The organism is Faecalibacterium sp. Marseille-P9590, from assembly GCF_017377665.1.
GTDB lineage: Bacteria > Bacillota > Clostridia > Oscillospirales > Ruminococcaceae > Faecalibacterium.
In genome coordinates, this window is record NZ_JAFREF010000003.1 from 70,348 (window position 1) to 88,441 (window position 18,094).

19 protein-coding genes are annotated in these 18,094 nt (G+C 60.5%); 4 read left to right on the forward strand and 15 right to left on the reverse strand.

The features are described 5' to 3' along the window. Positions 1 to 49 precede the first annotated feature (49 nt). The 3 genes from J3349_RS05305 to J3349_RS05315 all read left to right on the forward strand — a co-directional run bounded on the left by J3349_RS05305 (position 50) and on the right by J3349_RS05315 (position 3,270). Positions 50 to 1,600 carry a DUF1538 domain-containing protein gene (locus J3349_RS05305; RefSeq protein WP_207676680.1) on the forward strand — a complete coding sequence of 517 codons (1,551 nt, stop codon included), beginning with the start codon at positions 50 to 52 and terminating at the stop codon, positions 1,598 to 1,600. Between the two features lie 12 nt (positions 1,601 to 1,612). Beyond that, positions 1,613 to 2,287 carry a P-II family nitrogen regulator gene (locus J3349_RS05310; RefSeq protein WP_207676681.1) on the forward strand — a complete coding sequence of 225 codons (675 nt, stop codon included), beginning with the start codon at positions 1,613 to 1,615 and terminating at the stop codon, positions 2,285 to 2,287. 113 nt (positions 2,288 to 2,400) lie between these two features. After that, complete coding sequence (locus J3349_RS05315) at positions 2,401 to 3,270, forward strand: YitT family protein (RefSeq protein ID WP_207676682.1); 870 nt, start codon at positions 2,401 to 2,403, stop codon at positions 3,268 to 3,270. 36 nt (positions 3,271 to 3,306) lie between these two features. On the opposite strand, the gene J3349_RS05320 is transcribed toward J3349_RS05315, so the two are convergent. Then, positions 3,307 to 4,923: a phospholipase D-like domain-containing protein gene (locus tag J3349_RS05320; RefSeq protein WP_207676683.1), complete on the reverse strand. Its 1,617-nt coding sequence runs from the start codon at positions 4,921 to 4,923 to the stop codon at positions 3,307 to 3,309. Further along, entirely contained in the window at positions 4,920 to 5,546 is a 627-nt protein-coding gene (locus tag J3349_RS05325; protein WP_158400482.1) for a C39 family peptidase, read from the reverse strand. Before J3349_RS05325 ends, J3349_RS05320 begins: the two co-directional genes overlap by 4 nt. Positions 5,547 to 5,676: 130 nt before the next feature. Here J3349_RS05325 and udk point away from each other — a divergent pair, with 130 nt between their 5' ends. Continuing rightward, on the forward strand, positions 5,677 to 6,306 hold the full coding sequence (gene udk / locus J3349_RS05330) for a uridine kinase (RefSeq protein ID WP_149795331.1): 630 nt from the start codon (positions 5,677 to 5,679) through the stop codon (positions 6,304 to 6,306). A 60-nt stretch (positions 6,307 to 6,366) separates the two neighbouring features. Here the strand turns inward: udk and atpC are convergent, their stop codons facing one another. The 13 genes from atpC to J3349_RS05395 form a co-directional block, all read right to left on the reverse strand. After that, the gene (gene atpC / locus J3349_RS05335; protein ID WP_158402025.1) at positions 6,367 to 6,768 is read right to left on the reverse strand and encodes an ATP synthase F1 subunit epsilon; all 402 of its coding nucleotides are present in this window, start codon (positions 6,766 to 6,768) and stop codon (positions 6,367 to 6,369) included. Positions 6,769 to 6,771: 3 nt separating this feature from the next. Then, on the reverse strand, positions 6,772 to 8,166 hold the full coding sequence (gene atpD / locus J3349_RS05340; RefSeq protein WP_149795328.1) for a F0F1 ATP synthase subunit beta: 1,395 nt from the start codon (positions 8,164 to 8,166) through the stop codon (positions 6,772 to 6,774). Positions 8,167 to 8,330: 164 nt separating this feature from the next. Continuing rightward, positions 8,331 to 9,179, reverse strand: coding sequence for an ATP synthase F1 subunit gamma (atpG, locus tag J3349_RS05345; protein ID WP_207676684.1), 849 nt, complete (start codon positions 9,177 to 9,179; stop codon positions 8,331 to 8,333). A 19-nt stretch (positions 9,180 to 9,198) separates the two neighbouring features. Then, on the reverse strand, positions 9,199 to 10,719 hold the full coding sequence (gene atpA / locus J3349_RS05350) for a F0F1 ATP synthase subunit alpha (RefSeq protein WP_158395215.1): 1,521 nt from the start codon (positions 10,717 to 10,719) through the stop codon (positions 9,199 to 9,201). Between the two features lie 138 nt (positions 10,720 to 10,857). Continuing rightward, positions 10,858 to 11,397, reverse strand: a complete 540-nt coding sequence (gene atpH, locus J3349_RS05355) for an ATP synthase F1 subunit delta (RefSeq protein WP_015564617.1) — start codon at positions 11,395 to 11,397, stop codon at positions 10,858 to 10,860. After that, positions 11,394 to 11,900, reverse strand: a complete 507-nt coding sequence (atpF, locus tag J3349_RS05360; protein WP_158400471.1) for a F0F1 ATP synthase subunit B — start codon at positions 11,898 to 11,900, stop codon at positions 11,394 to 11,396. Before atpF ends, atpH begins: the two co-directional genes overlap by 4 nt. Before the next feature lie 44 nt (positions 11,901 to 11,944). Beyond that, complete coding sequence (gene atpE / locus J3349_RS05365; RefSeq protein ID WP_015564615.1) at positions 11,945 to 12,226, reverse strand: ATP synthase F0 subunit C; 282 nt, start codon at positions 12,224 to 12,226, stop codon at positions 11,945 to 11,947. A gap of 53 nt (positions 12,227 to 12,279) precedes the next feature. Next, complete coding sequence (locus tag J3349_RS05370) at positions 12,280 to 13,023, reverse strand: F0F1 ATP synthase subunit A (RefSeq protein ID WP_149795325.1); 744 nt, start codon at positions 13,021 to 13,023, stop codon at positions 12,280 to 12,282. 3 nt (positions 13,024 to 13,026) lie between these two features. Next, the gene (locus J3349_RS05375; RefSeq protein ID WP_149795324.1) at positions 13,027 to 13,527 is read right to left on the reverse strand and encodes an ATP synthase subunit I; all 501 of its coding nucleotides are present in this window, start codon (positions 13,525 to 13,527) and stop codon (positions 13,027 to 13,029) included. A 20-nt stretch (positions 13,528 to 13,547) separates the two neighbouring features. After that, the gene (locus J3349_RS05380; protein WP_149795323.1) at positions 13,548 to 13,808 is read right to left on the reverse strand and encodes an AtpZ/AtpI family protein; all 261 of its coding nucleotides are present in this window, start codon (positions 13,806 to 13,808) and stop codon (positions 13,548 to 13,550) included. Between the two features lie 362 nt (positions 13,809 to 14,170). Continuing rightward, the gene (locus J3349_RS05385) at positions 14,171 to 15,589 is read right to left on the reverse strand and encodes a glycogen/starch synthase (RefSeq protein ID WP_207676685.1); all 1,419 of its coding nucleotides are present in this window, start codon (positions 15,587 to 15,589) and stop codon (positions 14,171 to 14,173) included. Positions 15,590 to 15,735: 146 nt separating this feature from the next. Further along, a complete protein-coding gene (gene glgD / locus J3349_RS05390; protein WP_207676686.1) occupies positions 15,736 to 16,863 on the reverse strand; it encodes a glucose-1-phosphate adenylyltransferase subunit GlgD in 1,128 nt (375 codons plus the stop codon). Then, the gene (locus tag J3349_RS05395; protein ID WP_207676687.1) at positions 16,857 to 18,050 is read right to left on the reverse strand and encodes a glucose-1-phosphate adenylyltransferase; all 1,194 of its coding nucleotides are present in this window, start codon (positions 18,048 to 18,050) and stop codon (positions 16,857 to 16,859) included. The genes glgD and J3349_RS05395 overlap by 7 nt, the downstream gene beginning before the upstream one ends. Positions 18,051 to 18,094: the final 44 nt, after the last annotated feature.

The following is an 18,094-nucleotide window of genomic DNA, read 5'->3' on the forward strand; positions in this document are numbered from 1 at the left end:
TTTCTCAATTCCAACGCCCGGCGGCACTGCTTCTGGGCGGGAAAGGCTGGTGGACATCATTATCAAATCATCCATCCCCAAGCTTCGGGAAAAGCTGCTGGAGGCACTGCAGGCCGTCCTGCCCATCGCGGCCATCGTGCTGGTGCTCTGTTTCAGCATCGCCCCTGTTTCTCCGAGCATCCTGCTCTGCTTTCTGCTGGGCGCGGCCATGATCATCGTCGGCATCATGTTCTTCACTCTGGGTGCCGAGATGAGCATGACCCCCATGGGCGAGCGGGTCGGCTCCATGCTCACCCGGAGCCAGAACCTCTTTCTCATCATCGGCGTGGGTTTCCTGCTGGGCTTCCTTATCACCATCTCAGAGCCTGACTTACAGGTGCTTGCCAATCAGGTACCCTCCATCCCCAACATGACCCTCATCCTCTCGGTGGCTGCGGGCGTGGGCATCTTCCTCGTCATGGCCTTCCTGCGTATGCTGCTGGGCATCCCGCTGCCCCGGCTGCTGGTCATCTTTTACGCTGCCATCTTCCTTCTGGCTGCATTTGTGCCGAAAGAGTTTCTGGCCGTGGCCTTCGACTCCGGCGGCGTCACCACCGGCCCCATGACCGTCCCCTTCATCATGGCGCTGGGCGTCGGTGTATCGGCCATCCGTTCCGACCGCCATGCAGCGGACGACAGCTTCGGCCTCGTAGCCCTCTGCTCCGTAGGTCCCATCCTCGCCGTCCTCATCCTCGGCATCGTCTTCAATGCCAGCGAGAGCAGCTACGTGCCGCCGATCATCCCCGAAGTAGGCGACTCGGTGGAGCTGTGGCAGCTGTTCAGCGAGGGCCTGCCCACCTATCTGCACGAGATCGCCACTTCCCTGCTGCCCATCGTCGTGATGTTCGGCATCTTCCAGCTCGCCGCCCTCCACATCGACCGGCGGACGCTGGGCCGCATCGGCGTAGGACTCGTCTATACTTACATCGGCCTCGTGCTCTTCCTCACCGGGGCGAACATCGGCTTCATGCCTGCCGGCAACTACCTCGGTCAGATCCTGGGCGGCCAGAGCAGCCGGTGGCTGCTCATCCCCATCGGGATGCTCATCGGCTACTTCATCGTCCGGGCCGAGCCTGCGGTCTATGTCCTCAACAAACAGGTCGAAGAAGTCACCGACGGTGCCATCTCCGCCGGGACGATGGGCGCGGCCCTCTCGGCCGGCGTCGCCCTCTCGGTGGGCCTTGCGATGGTGCGCGTCCTCACCGGCATCTCGATTCTGTGGTTCCTCATCCCGGGCTACCTCTTCGCCATCAGCATCTCCTTTGTGGTGCCGAAGCTCTACACCGCCATCGCCTTTGACGCCGGCGGCGTGGCCTCCGGCCCCATGACGGCCACCTTCCTGCTGCCGCTGGCGCAGGGTGCCTGCATCGCCGTAGGCGGCAACATCGTCACCGACGCCTTCGGCGTGGTGGCCATGGTCGCCATGACGCCCCTCATCACCGTCCAGCTCATGGGCCTTGTGGCCCAGCTCAAGACCCGCAAGGCCCGCAGCGCCCAGCCCCTGCTGGATACTGCCGCCCTGCTGGCCGAACTGCCGGACGACGCCATCATCGAACTGTAAGGAGGCTTTGCCGTGAATACGCTTTACTGGCTGGTCACCATCACCGACCGCCCCACGACAGACGCCTTTCTGAAGCTGTATAAAAGCTTCGGCGTCGATGTCAGTCTGCGCACTGTGGGTGCCGGCACCGCCGTTCAGGAGACGCTTTCCACCCTCGGGCTGGAAAAGACCGAAAAAGCTGTGCTCTTTGCCATCATCACAGCGGATAGCTGGCCCCGCATCCAGAAAGCCCTGCGCCGCCAGATGCGCATTGATGTGCCGGGTACCGGCATTGCATTCATCGTCCCGGTAAGCAGCATCGGCGGCAAGCGCGCCCTGCTGTTCCTCACCGAACACCAGACCCTTGAGCTGAAGGAGGAAAGCACCTTGAAAGATACCCGTTACGACCTGCTGCTGGTCATCGCCAATCAGGGCTACACCGGCTCTATCATGGACGCGGCCCGGGCCGCAGGAGCCGGCGGCGGCACCGTCATCCACGCCAAAGGCACCGGCATGGAGGGTGCAGCCAAGTTCATGGGCATCGACCTCGTGAACGAAAAAGAGCTGGTGCTCATCGTCAGCCGCACTTCCGAGAAGAACGCCATTATGAAAGCCATCATGGACAACGCCGACAAAAAGGCCGGCTCCATCGTCTTCTCGCTGCCCGTCACCGACACCGCCGGCCTGCGCCTGCTGGACGAAGAGTAAAAAATCAAACTTTCATCTGTCAAATGAACAAAAATCCACGCTCCGGCAGGCCGCCGGGCGTGGATTTTTTTACCGTTTTCCGGTATGATAGAAGGGATATGGGAGGAAACGCTATGAATCAGAATCCGCACTGGAAGCAGCTTATCTGGAACTGGGCTTCCATCATCTTCGGCAACGCGCTCTACTCGCTGGCCGTTGCCCTGTTCCTCGAGCCGGCGGGCCTCATCACCGGCGGCGCGACCGGCATCGCACTGGCCATCGGGCGATTGACGGGCCTGCCCGTCTCGGGGCTGCTGTTCTTCATCAACCTCGCCATGCTGGTCTGGGGCTGGGTGGTCCTGGGCCGTGCCTTCGCCCTCAATACGCTGGCCAGCAGTGTTCTCAGCCCCGCCTTCCTCGCCCTGTTCGAGGGGATGGCGAATGGCCGGGTGCTGACGGAGGACATCTTCCTCTGCACCGTCTTTGCGGGCCTCGGCATCGGCGTCTCGCTGGGCATCGTCATCCGCTCCGGTGCATCCACCGGCGGCCTCGACATCCCGCCGCTGGTGCTCAACAAATGGTTCAAGCTGCCGGTGTCGGCCACCATGCTGGCTTTCGACATCATGGTCCTGCTGATGCAGGCTGTGTTCAGCCCGATGCCGCAGGTGCTGTACGGCATTGTGATGGTGCTCATCCACACCGTCGTCATGGATAAGATGCTGATGATGGGTGCCAGCCGCACCGAGGTAAAGATCATCAGCAGCCAGTCCGACGCCATCTGTGCCGCCATCCTCGAGCAGCTGGACCGGGGCGTGACCATCCTCCACGGCGAGGGCGGCTACACCCACGAGTCCAGCGCCGTGCTTCTGAGCATCGTGTCCAACCGGGAACTGCCCCGGCTGGAAAAGCTGGCTCACAGCATCGACCCCACCTGCTTCCTCATCGTGAGCCATGTCACCGAGGTCAGCGGCCGGGGCTTCTCGATGGATAAGGATTATTTGTAAAACAAAGGGGAATGCCGAGCGGCATTCCCCTTTGTTTTACAGTAATGGTGCAATAACTTTCAGTAAAATTCCTGCCAGATGGAGCAGCACTTTGCCCTCCCAGATGCTCTCCCGGGTGGGCTCGACGTCGCGGCAGAATTCCAGCGTCTTCTGGAAATCCTTCTCGATGGCGGGGATGCAGGCGGTATCCTTCATCCAGACCGCATTCTCGAAGTGGTGGTAGAGGCTGCGGTAGTCGAGGTTTATGGTTCCCACCACGGCCTCGCTGTCGTCCACCACAAAGACCTTCGCGTGGACAAAGCCGGGCAGCCACTCGCTGATCTTCACGCCCGAGTCCAGCAGAGACTTGTAGTGCGTCTTCGCCAGCGCATAGGCGAACTTCTTATCCGGCACATGGGGCAGGATGAGGTGGACGTCCACGCCCCGCTCTGCCGCGAACTTGAGGGCCGTTTCCAGCTCACCGTCGAGGATGAGGTAGGGCGTCATGATGTGGATGTAGCGCTTCGCGCGGTTGAGCAGGTCGATATAAACCATCTCTCCCACCCGCTCACCGTCCAGCGGGCAGTCGCCGTAAGGGGCCGCGAACCCCTTCGCCGGGACGGAGTGGGGCGGCACGGAGAGGAACTTCTCAAACTCCGGCTCCCGGAGGATGCTCCACATCTCGAGGAAGAGGATGGTCAGCGGTCGGACAGCCTCGCCTTCCAGCATGACGGCGGCGTCCTTCCAGCGGCCATACTTCTCGATGTGGTTGATGTACTCGTCGGCGAGGTTCACGCCGCCGGTAAAACCCACCTTGCCATCAATGACGAGAATTTTCCGGTGGTCGCGGTAATTATAATGGGTCGAGACAAAGGGCTGCACCGGCGAGAACACCCGGCACTGGATGCCCAGCTTTTCGAGGCGGCTGGGGTAATCCCGGGGCAGGGTGGTGAACTCACAGGTGCCATCGTACATCACCCGGACGTCCACGCCCTCAGCGGCCTTGCGGGCCAGCACTTCGAGGATCTTGCCCCACATGAGGCCCTCGTCGATGATGAAGTACTCGAGGAAGATGTACTTCTCGGCCTTTTCCAGTTGGCGCAGCAGCTCTTCGAACTTGGCCTCGCCGCCGGGGAAGTAGGTAACTTCCGTGTTCCTGTAGACCGAGAAGCCGCCGCCCTTTCCGTGGAGATACCGCGCCAGCGAGGCCGCGCCGGGGTCGGCTTCGGCCAGCTCCTGGGCCGCAGCCAGCGGCTGGGGCTGTAAGCCCCGGGCCTCCTCAGTGAGGTGGGTCACCCGCTTTTTCAGGGCGTTGTGGCCGATGTTGCTCTTGACGTAGAAAAACAGCGGCACACCCACGACCGGCAGGATGGCGATGGTGACCATCCATGTGATCTTAGCACTGTTGTCCATCTCGCTGTTGAGGATGTAGACCACCATGAAGGCCGACATGGCCACGCTGCCGCCGAAGTAATGAGGCAGCAGTCCGCCGAACCACCGGAACACGCTCCACAGCACACCGGCCTGCAACAGCATGAGCAGCAGCACCAGCCCGAAGCGGCTGAAAATCGCGTGGACGATGCCCTTCTGACCCTTTTTCAGGAGCCGGAGGCCGCCGTCCTCGAACTGCTGCATCCTGTCTTTCATGTTCTGCTGAAGTTCTTCTTTTTTCATACTTCTCCTTTCGGGCGGAGGGTGACGGCAAACAGCCCCTGGGCCGCATGGCAGTCCTCCACCAGCTGTTTCGGCTGCGGGCAGACGCCGTGGTCATGCCACGGGTCGTTGAACCAGTAGTTTTCGTCATCGTAGCCCACCAGCAGCAGGCAGTGTTCGTTGCACTTCCATGCAAAGTCAGTGCCATCGGCCAGCAGCCAGTGGTCACGCTTTTCCGGCACGGGCTGGAAATCCAGCGTCGCCCAGAACACCACCGGCATCCCGGCATCGATATAAGAGCAAAGCTCTGCCGCCGTCTTGCCGCTCTCGTCCACGACTTCGAACTTGTCGGCTGCGCCCTCGTGTTCCAGAGCGCTGTTCAGGGCCTTGACGATACAGGGCGAATAGCAGCCGTAGCCGGTGTGGTCGTGGGGGTCGCCGGGGTAGACCTGCCACGGGTCAGGGCCGTAGAGTTTTCCGTCCTGCTCCCAGTAAGGAGCGTGGGGCAGGTCGCGGGCGATGAAGGTATCCGGGTCGATGTCGATGCCCACGGCCTGGAGCAGCATGACGCTGCTGATGCTCTCGCAGCCATTGACCCAGCGCTCAGTCTGGTCGATGTACGGGGCAGGAACGATTTTTTTCATCAAAACGCCTCCCAGCAGAGATTCGGCTCTGTCAAAACAGAGCGAAGTGTGTTATTATGTAGGATAAGGATATTATACCCTACTCTGGGGATTTTTTCTACAACAATCGGCACGCGGAGGTTTTTGGAACATGAATAATCTGATCATCGGCATCGCAGGCGGTTCCGGCAGCGGCAAGACCACACTGGCCTGTCGGCTCAAGGCTCTTTTCGGGGAGGACGAGGTACGCCTCATCTCCCACGACAGCTACTACAAGCGCCACGACGAGCTGCCCTTTGAAGAGCGCTGCAAGCTGAACTACGACCACCCGGACGCCTTCGACAACGCCCTGCTCATCTACCACTTACAGGAGCTGAAGGCAGGCCGCGCCATCGACTGCCCGGTGTACGACTACGCCGACCACAACCGCAGCAACGAGGTGCAGCACATCGAACCGGCCCCCGTCCTCATCGTGGAAGGCATCCTCCCCTTCGTGGAGCCGGAGCTCTGCGCCATGTTCGACTACAAGATTTTCGTGGACACCGACGCTGACGAGCGCATCCTGCGCCGTCTGGTGCGGGACGTCAAGGAGCGCGGCCGCTCCCTCGACAGCGTCATCAACCAGTACCTCACCACCGTCAAGCCCATGCATGAGGCTTTCGTTGAGCCCAGCAAGCGCAACGCTGACATCATCGTCCCCAACGGCGGCGAGAACACCACCGCCATCGAGATGCTGGCCCACCACATCCGCAGCCTCATCGAGAAGGCAAATATGCTCTAAAAGCTTCTGATACAACAAAAGCCGGAGTCCCCGCGGGGACTCCGGTTTTTGTTTCAGCTGTTACTCCTTGATGGAGGTGCGCACCAGCGCGCGCTTGAGGCGGGCCTGTGCCATCTCGTACTCGCGGCGGTCGAGGTCTTTGCGGGCCAGAATCTCTTCGGCGCGCTTTTTTGCGGCCTCGGCGCGGGTGTGGTCGATCTGCTCAGCCCACTCCCATGTGGTGGCTACCAGACGCACCTCACCGTCCAGCACGGTGAGCATCCCGCCCATGCAGGCGGCACGGCGGCGGCTGCCCTCGGCATCAACGATGTGGGCCTCGCCCATGCCCAGCGCGGTGCAGTAGTCGCCGTGCTTGGCCAGAATGGCAAGGTCACCGTCGATGGCGCGGCAGACCACACGCTCGGCCTGCCCCTCAAAGGCGCAACCGTCCGGTGTGACCACCGTCAGATGAAAGGTCGTCATGGTTTACCCCTTCTTCGCCTTAGCGAACACATCGTCGATGGTGCCTGCGAACAGGAAGGCGCTCTCGGGCAGGTCGTCGCACTCGCCGTTCAGGATCATACGGAAGCCGCGCAGCGTCTCTTTCAGCGGGACGTACTGGCCGGGCATACCGGTGAACTGCTCTGCAACGTGGAAGCTCTGGCTCAGGAAGCGCTGCACCTTACGGGCGCGGCTGACGGTGCGCTTGTCATCCTCGCTCAGCTCGTCCATGCCCATGATGGCGATGATGTCCTGCAGCTCCTTGTAGCGCTGCAGCACCTTCTGGACGGCACGGGCGATTTCATAATGCTCCTGACCCACGACCTCCGGGCTGAGGATACGGCTGGTGGAGTCCAGCGGGTCCACAGCGGGGTAGATGCCCTGAGAGGCGATGTCACGGCTCAGAACCGTGGTAGCGTCCAGATGGGTGAACGTCGTTGCAGGGGCCGGGTCGGTCAGGTCGTCGGCGGGGACGTAGACAGCCTGCACCGAGGTGATGGAGCCCTTGCGGGTGGAGGTGATGCGCTCCTGCAGAGCGCCCATCTCGGTAGCCAGCGTAGGCTGGTAGCCGACGGCGGAGGGCATACGGCCCAGCAGAGCCGACACCTCAGAGCCTGCCTGAGTGAAGCGGAAGATGTTGTCGATGAAGAGCAGCACGTCCTGATTCTTGACGTCGCGGAAATACTCCGCCATGGTCAGGCCGGACAGTGCCACGCGCATACGGGCTCCTGGGGGCTCGTTCATCTGGCCGTAGACCAGCGCCGTCTTGTTGATGACGCCGCTCTCGGTCATTTCGCCGTAAAGGTCGTTGCCCTCACGGGTGCGCTCGCCGACACCGGTGAACACCGAGTAGCCGTTATGCTCGGTGGCGATGTTGTAGATCAGCTCCTGGATCAGGACGGTCTTGCCGACACCGGCGCCGCCGAACAGACCGATCTTGCCGCCCTTGGCGTAGGGGCAGATGAGGTCAACGACCTTGATGCCGGTCTCCAGAATTTCGGTGGTGGACTGCTGCTCCTCATAGCTGGGAGCGGGGCGATGGATGGGCCAGTAAGCCTCCGGGGTGGGGGCGGGCTTATTGTCCACCGGCTCACCCAGCAGGTTGAACACGCGGCCCAGGCACTGGTCGCCGACGGGGACCTTGATGGACTCGCCGGTGTCCACGGCCTCGGTGCCGCGCACCAGGCCGTCGGTGCTGCTCATGGCGATGCAGCGGGCGACGTTGTCACCGGTCAGCTGCGCCACCTCGACCACCAGCTTTTGGCCGTGGTTGTCGATCTCGATGGCGTTGAGCAGGTCCGGCAGCTCTCCATCCTTGAACTGGATGTCCAGCACCGGGCCGATGACTTGGATCACCTTGCCGATGTGTTTTTCGGACATAGGCTACAACTCCTTCTCTTAAACCTCTCCGTCATCGCTGCGCGATGCCACTTCCCCTACCGAGGGGAGGCCTTGGCATTCCGCAAAGCTTCATCTCTTCGCCAGAGGCTCCCCTACCAGGGGAGCTGTCGAGCGATAGCGAGACTGAGAGGTTGGTTCATTTTTTAATTTTCCGCACCAGCCACGATCTCGGTGATCTCCTGCGTGATGGCGGCCTGACGGGCGCGGTTGTAATACAGATTCAGATGCTCTATCATCTCGCCGGCGTTCTTGGTGGCGGCATCCATGGCGGTGCGGCGGGCGGCCAGCTCACTGGCCACGCTCTCGCACACGGCGCCGTAGAGGACACCGGCCACATACTCGGGGATGATAGCGCCGAACACTTCCTCGCAACTGGGTTTGTACAGGATCTGGCTCTGACGGGCCTCGGCCTTCTGGGCCTCGGTGGGCTCGATGGTCAGGGGCAGCACCTCGAGGGTGGTGGCCGTCTGGGTCATCATGGAGTCAAAGCGGGTGTAGCAGAGCTTCACCGCGTCGTACTCGCCCTTGAGGAAGCCTTCCGTTATCTGGTGGGACAGGGTGAAGCACTCGCTCACCGACACATCCGCCGCCATCAGCACCTCGGGGGTAAAGAGGCCGGCCCCGTGGTGGGCGAAATACTCTGCGGAGCGCTTGCCGATGGGCAGCACGGTGACGGGGCCTTCGGCGGCGTCGGCCTGCTTGAACACATTGGCGTTATAGCCGCCGGCCAGGCCGCGGTCGCCCGCGATGACTACCAGCAGAGTCCGCTTGATGTCGTCCCGGCGCAGATAGGGATTGCGGGCGCGGGGGTCTGCCGCCGCTATCTTGGTCAGCGATTCGTACAGCGTCTCAAAGTAGGGGCGGCTGTGCTCCACCCGCTCCTTGGCACGGCGCATTTTGGAGGAAGCCACCAGCTCCATAGCCTTGGTGATCTGCATGGTACTCTCTACGCTTTTGATGCGCAGCTTGATGTCCTTCATGGAACCTGCCATGCGTTACGCCTCCTTCCTGTCAGTGTGCCTTGATAAAGTTCTCGGTGTAAGCGGACAGCACACCCTTCAGAGCTTCCTCGGCGTCCTTTTCCAGCTTGCCGGTGGTGCGGATGGTCTCCATCACGGAGGCACCGGCTGCGTCGGTGTCCAGATACTCATACAGGCCCTTCTCGTACTCGGCCACGGCAGGCACCTTGATGTTCACGAGGTAGTCGTGGATGGTCGCGTAGAGGATGGCCACCTGCTTTTCGACCGCAACGGGAGCGGAGCGGTTCTGCTTGAGCACCTCAACGATACGCTCGCCCTGTGCCAGACGGGCCTTGGTGTCGGCGTCCAGGTCGGAGCCGAACTGTGCAAAGGACTGCAGCTCACGGTACTGAGAATAAATCAGCTTCAAAGTACCGGCGACCTTCTTCATGGCCTTGATCTGGGCGTTGCCGCCGACACGGGAGACCGAGATGCCGGGGTTGACGGCCGGCATGACGCCCGAGTGGAACAGCTCCGTCTCAAGGAAGATCTGGCCGTCGGTGATGGAGATGACGTTCGTGGGGATGTAGGCGGACACATCGCCCGCCTGCGTCTCGATGATGGGCAGTGCCGTCAGGCTGCCGCCGCCCAGCTCGTCGGAGAGCTTGGCCGCGCGTTCCAGCAGACGGGAGTGCAGATAGAAGACGTCGCCGGGGTAAGCCTCACGTCCCGGAGGACGGCGGATCAGCAGCGACAGGGCGCGGTAAGCGACAGCGTGCTTGGACAGGTCGTCGTAGATGATAAGGACGTGCTTGCCCTTGTGCATGAAGTATTCGCCCATGGCACAGCCGGAGTAGGGAGCGATATACTGCAGGGGCGACAGCTCGGATGCCGTTGCCGACACCACGATGGTGTAGCTCATGGCACCGGCCTCGGTGAGGCTCTGCACGAGGTTTGCCACGGTAGAGCGCTTCTGGCCGATGGCGACGTAGATGCAGATGACATCCTTGCCCTTCTGGTTGATGATGGTATCGGACGCGATGGTGGTCTTGCCGGTCTGGCGGTCGCCGATGATCAGCTCACGCTGGCCGCGGCCGATGGGGATCATGGAGTCGATGGCCTTGATGCCGGTCTGCAGCGGCTCCTTGACGGGCTGGCGCTCGATGATGCCGGGAGCAGGGCTCTCGATGGGGCGGAACTCCGTCGTCTCGATGGGGCCTGCGCCGTCGATGGGCTGGCCAAGTGCGTTGACGACACGGCCGATCAGTGCCTCGCCCACAGGGACGGACACGACCTTGCCGGTGCGCTTGACAGTGCTGCCCTCTTTGATTCCGACGTCAGAGCCCAGCAGAACGATGGAGACGGTGTTCTCCTCGAGGTTCTGGGCCATGCCGTACTCGCCGTTCTCAAACTGGAGCAGCTCGCCTGCCATGCACTTTTCCAGACCGCTGGCGCGGGCGATGCCGTCGCCCACCAGAATGACCGTGCCGACCTCGCTCTGCTCGATGACATTTTCGTAATGCTTGATCTGAGCACGGATGATCTTGGATATCTCTTCAGGTTTCAGTTGCATTGTTGTGTCTTCACCACTCAATTCTTTGTAAACTTTCGGGTGGATAGCCCTCTCAGGCACTTCGGTCCAGCTTTGCCTTCTCGCCTTGCGGCTCCGAGAGCAGCCGGGCTTCGCGTTTACCCGAGGGCTTCGTATTCGTTACAGTGTTGCTGCTGCGATGCTGCTGCGCAGGCCGGCGAGGCGGCTGCGGACGGTGCCGTCCAGCTCGGTGCCTTCGATGTCCAGCCGGATGCCGCCCAGCACAGCAGGCTCGACCTTCGTTTTGAGGTCGATGTGCCTGCCGGTGACTTTTTCCAGCTTTTCGTGCAGGCGCCTGGTCTGCTCTGCCGTGAGAGGAACAGCGGAAACAGCAGTCGCTTCCAGAATGCCGTGAGCCTCATTGTAGCGCAGACGGTAAGCCCGGGCGCAGCCCGGCAGCTCCCGCAGAGCGCCTTTTTCGCACAGCAGCTTCATAAAGTTGAGCACATAGAGGTGGACCTGCCCGCGGAAGGCTTCGTCCAACAGCGCACAGCGCTCTTTCTTGGGGATGCTGGGGATGCTGAGCAGATGCAGATACTCGGCGTCCCCGTTCAGCAGAGCCGTCACGCCATCCAGTTCACCCAGAATGCGCTCGTCCAGCCCTTCCTCCGCGGCCAGGTCGTACAGGCTTCCGCCGTACATCCTTGCAGTCTCGGTCATGATGCTTCACCCACGTTTTTGATAAATTCGTCGATCAGGTCCTGATGGTCAGCCTCTTTAATCTCGCGCTCGACCACCTTGGAGGCGATCTCCATCGCCATACCGCCGATCTCGTCCTTGACCTCGTTGACAGCCTTCTTGCGCTCCTGCGCAATGTCGGCCTCGGCCTTCTGCTTGAGGGCAGCGGCCTGTGCGCGGGCCTCGCCCAGCAGCTCTTCGCTGCGGGCAGCAGCCGTCTTCTGGGCGGCGGCCACGATCTGGTTGGCCTCGGTGCGGGCATTCTGCAGGTTCTGCTCGTACTCCGCCTTCATGGCCTCGGCCTCGGTGCGCAGCTTTTCGGCGTCCGCGATCTGGCTGTCCGCCTTGGCCTTGCGCTCGGCGATGACTTTTTTGACCGGGTTCAGCAGCAGCTTTTTGAAGATCACCAGCTGGATCATCAGGTTGCAGATCTGGGCCAGAAACGTCCAGCCATCCAGCGTGATCAATGCCTGATAAAGTTGCATAAGCGTCTCCCCTTTCTCTTGAAATCAAGCTCTGAAAGGAGCGCTTACTGCAGGTAGTTCATGAACATACCGGGTGCGAGGAAGATGAGCAGCAGACCGGTGACGAAGCCGTAGATACCGGTGGTCTCAGACAGTGCGACGCCGAGGATGAGGGTGCTGGTCACGTCGCTCTTGCACTCGGGCTGACGACCGACAGCCTCACAGGCAGCAGCGGCAGCGTTGCCTTCGCCGATACCAGGGCCGATACCTGCGATCAGTGCGCAGCCTGCGCCGATGCCGCAGCCAGCCAGAGCGATACCACGAGCAAGGAATTGAAAGTCAGTCATAGTTTGTGTCCTCCTGAAAATGTTTGTTTTTGGGGGATGCCGGGGTGGGATGCTTACTCCTCACCGGCAGCACGTTTGATGAAGATGGTGGTCAGGGTACAGAAGATGAACGCCTGAATGCAGCCGCCGAACCAGTCGAAATACAGGCCCGTGAAGGCCGGGATGCCGATCTGGAACAGCTGAAGCTGGCTCAGGAATCCGGGCAGCCAGCCAAAAATGACGTGGCTCAGGCTCGCCAGCGCCCAGTACAGCAGGGTGGAGATAACGGTACCGGACAGGATGTTGCCGAAGTGACGGAAGGCCATGCTGACAGGGGTGGATACCTCCGACAGCACATTGATGGGCGCCATCAGGAAGATGGGGTCCAGCAGGCCCTTCAGATAGGCGAGGATGCCGTTGGTCTTTATCTTGTAGTACATGATGATGATGAACACCACGATGGCCCAGGCCGCCTCGGTGTTCAGGTCTGCCGTGGGGCTCCACAGGCCCACCACACTGATCAGGTTGCAGCCGATGCTGAGTGCGAAGATCGCACCCACCAGCGGGATGAACTGATCGAAGTGCCAGCCCATGTTGTCGTGGACGAACTGGTCCAGCCGTTCCACGATGAACTCGGCGGCGGCCTGCCGTTTGGAGACGTTTTCCAGTTTGAGGTCACGCCCCAGCCAGAAGGCCAGAGCCGAGAGCAGCGCCATGACGATCCATGTGCTCACAAGAGTCTGGGTGATCTTGAAGTCGCCCAGCACAGGGATATTGGTATGGATGGTATACAGGATCTTTGCGCCGTTCAGTTCCATTTGTTACGTTTCACCCCCTTTTTCATCGGGTGCGGACTGCTGCGCGTCGGCAGGTTCGGGGTCGTCCTCCACCGAGACGTCCACCGGCTCTGCCTTCGGCGTGAGCGGTTTGTACTTGCCCGTTATTTGCAGGTAATAAATGGTGACACGGGGGAAAAACAGCGGCAGCACACTGGCAAAGGGCTGGAAGCAGGGGGCCGCGACGGCCACCACCACCCACAGCGCCTGCAGCAGCATCCGGCTGTTGTAGGAAAGCTGTAATGTTGCCTTGCGGCGCTTCTCATCCGGCTCGTCGATGATTTTTTGGACCACGAAGCAGATGCCCGCAAAGTTGCCGATGGCGACGGCTGCGCCCACGAGGCTGCCGAGGACGACCGTATAGTCGAACTTCACCCAGCCCACCAGATGCAGCGCCGCGAAAAGCACCCACATGATCGCGGTGCAGAATGCCGTGCCGCCCGCGATGCGGAGCAGCTCCTTTTTGGATTCCGGCTGTAATTTCATAGATGTAGCTCTCCCTTATCTCATAAATGCGAGTTAAAGCCTGTCCGGCGGGGCTTGTCCTTTTTGGAGCGGTCGAGCCGCTCTTTGACGAAGACCCAGAAGTTCTGCGCCCCGGCGGCAAGCCCCAGCAGCACAGCGGGCAGATACACCCACATGGGCCAGCCCCAATGGCTGACGGCCCACCAGCAGCCGCCCAGACACATCACCAGCGGCAGCAGCATATTCAGCCCCAGCTGGGTCAGCCAGACCAGGTCTTCCAGTGCCTTGTACCAGCCCTTCACGGTCCGGCTCCCCTCCCTCTGCGTGCGCTCCGGGCCGCTCTGTCTTTTTTGCCCGATCTGCACGTTAAACTTTGAACAAAGGCTCTTTACTCTCCATTATACTCAAAACGGCTGTAAAATTCAATCAATTTTCCACTGCTTTTTAGCAAAATTCTATAAACGCAGAGAAGTTCGTCATTTCTAACCAAAAGTTTTTCGGTTCAGCCGCTCATCTTCTCCGTGTCATTTATCATTCTGCCCCGTTTGAGAAAGAAAAAAGCGTTTCCTTTTGGGACGATTTTGCTGAAAGGCACAAAAAGCCCCGGCGGGCGCTGTCCTAAAACAGTACCCGCCGGGGCGTAAATCGTGCTTTAGTCTATCTCTTACCAGAGGTTTGCAGTCTCATTGTAGAGGCCCTCATAGCTCTTGGCAGAGACATCCCAGCTGAAGTCGCACTCCATGTCGTACCTGATAAGGTTGTTCCAGTCTTCCTTGCTGTAGTAGCGGTCCTGTGCGCGGCAGCAGGCATCGTACAGCTCGTGGGCGCTGTAGCCCGCGAAGGTGAAGCCATTGCCCTCGCCGAGGGTGCAGTCGTGGATGGAGTCGCGCAGACCACCGGTCTCGCGGATGATGGGAGGCGTGCCGTAACGGCAGGCGACCATCTGAGCCAGACCGCAGGGCTCGCTCTTGGACGGCATGATGAAGGCATCTGCGCCGGCATAGATCTCCTGCGACAGGGTAGGCTCGAAGCCGATGTAGGTGCCTACACGGCCCGGATGACGGCCGCACAGGTCGGAGAAGAAGTTCTCGTACTGGCTCTCGCCGCTGCCCAGGATAACCAGCTCGATGCCGCGGTCCACGAGGCCATCGGCCACGCTCTGCACGAGATCGAAGCCCTTCATGCCGACCATGCGGCTGACCATTGCAAAGACGGGGCTGCCGTCCTTGTTGAGGCCGAACCTATCCTGCAGAGCCTCCTTGCACTTTGCCTTGCCCTCTTCGAAGTTGTTGACATCGTAGTTGAAGGCGATGTGGGGATCGGTGGCAGGGTTGTTGGCCTCCATGTCGATACCGTTCAGGATGCCGCAGAGCTTGTACTGCTTCTCGCGCAGCAGAGCGTCCAGACCGTAGCTGAACCACGGGTCGAGGATCTCCTGTGCATAGGTGGGGCTGACGGTGGTGATCTTGTCTGCCGTCTCGATGGCACCCTTCATGAAGTTGGCGCAGCCATCGTACTCCACGATATGCTGGTCGCGGCGGCCGATGCCGCAGGTGTCTTCCAGAATATCAGTGCCGTACTTGCCCTGATAGGCGATGTTGTGGATGGTGAAGATGGTCTTGATGCGGTTGAACTTGTCCAGATGACGATAGTACAGGTTCAGGTACACCGGCACCAGAGCGGTCTGCCAGTCGTTGCAGTTGATGATGTCGGGGGTAAAGTCGATGTAGAACAGGGTCTCCAGCACTGCGCGGGAGAAGAAGGCGAAGCGCTCGCCGTCGTCGTAGAAACCGTAGAGGCCGCGGCGCTTGAAGTAATACTCGTTGTCGAGGAAATAGTAGGTCACGCCATCAACCTCAGCTTTGAACAGGCCGCAGTACTGGCTGCGCCAGCCCACAGGGACCGAGTAGTTGGTAACGTATTCCAGCTTATCGCGGAACTTCAGGTCGCCATACAGCGGCATGATGACGCGGGCATCCACGCCGTCCTTGACCAGTGCTTTGGGCAGGGAGCCGGCCACATCGGCCAGACCGCCGGATTTTGCAAAGGGGGTTGCTTCCGAAGCAGCATACAGGATCTTCATAAGATTCGCTCCTTCCTGATAAAACGGATTCATATCTCCTCCCGCTGCGGCAAAAAGAGCGGGCGGGGGTACACACAGTACCCCCGCCCCTCTTTAAGAGGGGCTACCGGGGAGGGAGCCGCCCCTATGGGAGATTCTCAAACGGTTCAGACGATGTGGTTCTTCTGAACGTAAACAGGGAAGCTCTTGGTGCCGCTCAGCTTCTTGTCTGCGGTGATGCGGACGTTCTTGTCCGTCACGACGCAGTCCAGCTCAGCGCCAGGCTCCACCACGGTGTCCTGCATCAGGACGCAGTTCTTGACGACGGCACCTTTCTTGACCTTGACGCCGCGGAACAGCACGCAGTTCTCCACGGTGCCTTCGATGACGCAGCCGTCAGCCAGCAGAGAGTTGCTGACGCTGGAACCGGTGACGTAACGGGTGGGGTTGTCGTCGCGGATCTTGGTGTAAACGGGGTTCTTCTTGGGGAAGAGGGCGTTCAGATTCTTCTCATCAATGAGCTTCAGGTTCTCGTCGAAGTAGCTCTTCATGTCGCAGACATGAGCCACATAGCCGGTGTACTCCAGAGCATGGATGTTCAGGATGTTGACGTTGTGAGCCAGGATGTCGCGCTCGAAGTAGATGAGGCCGCGGGCGGTAGCGTCCTTGACCAGCTTGATGAGGGTCTGGCGCTCCATGACATAGATGTCCAGATCGAGGTTCTGCTTGCCGGGGCGGTAATCGTTGAACAGCAGCTCCGTCACACGGCCATCGGCATCGACGGTCAGGGTGTAGTTGTCGTTCTTGCGGCCCTCGGGGATCTCGATCTTCTGGTAAGCCACGGTGACGTCTGCACCGCTGGCCTGATGAGCAGCCAGCAGAGCGTTGAAGTCGTAGTTGATGGCGATGTTGGCATCGCTCATGACCACATAGCGCTCTTTCTGCACCTCGAGGAAGCTCAGGATGGAGCCCAGAGCCTCGACGCGGCCGGAGTAGATGCGCACGCCCTTCTCAGCGAAGGGAGGGACGATGTTCAGGCCGCCGTGACGGCGTGCCATATCCCACTCGCGGCCGGTACCCAGATGGTCCATCAGGGAGTGGTAGTTCTTGCGCACCACGACAGACACGTTGGAGATGCCGCAGTTGGCCATGCTGGACAGGACAAAGTCCACCATGCGGTAACGGCCTGCGAAGGGGATCGAGGCCATTGCGCGCTCGGTCACCAGCTCAGGCACGGTGTTATCATAGCTGTTGGGGAAAATGATGCCCAACGCATTGTTGTTCTGGCTCAGCATACTTCCTCGCCCTCCTTGACGGAATCAAATACTTTGGCGCCCTCTTTGACGGTAGCGCCTGCGCCGATGGTCAGACCGGTGCCGACATGTGCGATGGGGCCGTCGCCGCCGATCTTGGCGCCTGCGCCCACCACGACGTTCTCAGCGAGGATGCAGCGCTTGACCACTGCGCCTGCCTTGACCACGACGCCATCCATCAGGACGGCATCCTCGACCGTTGCGCCCTCTTCCACGACGACGCCTGCGCTCAGCACAGAGTGCTTGACGCAACCGTAGATCTGGCAGCCCTCAGTGACCAGCGAATCCTGCACGACAGCGCGGGGGCCGATCTTCTGGGCGGGCAGCACGGGGTTGCGGCTGTAGATCTTCCACTTCTCGTCGAAGATGTCGATGCCGGAGTTCTCGGGGTCCAGGACCTCCATGTTGGCTTCCCACAGGCTGTCGATGGTACCCACGTCACGCCAGTAGCCGTTGAAGTGGTAAGCATACATCTTGCGGCCGTCGCGCAGCAGCGCGGGGATGATGTTCATACCGAAGTCGTTCTTGGAGTTGGGGTCTGCCTCGTCCTCTTCCAGATACTTCTTGAGGATATCCCAGTTGAAGATGTAGATGCCCATGGAAGCCAGATTGGACTTCGGCACAGGGGGCTTCTCCTGGAACTCGGTGATCCTGTCGTCCTCGTCTGCGACCATCAGGCCGAAACGGGAAGCTTCCTTCCAGTCAACTTCCATGACGGCCACAGAGAACTCTGCGCCCTTCTCCTTGTGGAAGCGGAGGAAGTCGGCGTAATCCTGCTTGCAGATCTGGTCGCCGGACAGGATGATGACGTACTCCGGGTCATAGCTGTCGATGAAGCTGATGTTCTGGTAGATGGCGTTTGCAGTGCCTTTGTACCAGTCGGTACCCTTTGCCTGCTCATAAGGAGGCAGGGTATGGACGCCGCCGTACAGACGGTCCAGGTCCCAGGGCTGGCCGTTGCCGATGTACTCGTTCAGCTTCTGGGGCTGATACTGCGTTGCGATGCCAACGGTATCGATGTTGGAGTTGACGCAGTTGGACAGCGGGAAGTCCACGATACGGTATTTGCCGCCAAAGGACACCGCCGGTTTTGCCGTTTTCTGTGTCAGCGCGTACAAACGCGAGCCACGTCCGCCGGCAAGGATCATTGCCACGATTTCTTTTGCCATAGCTTTATTCTCCCCTTTAACATTTCCTGATATTTGGTGGAAAT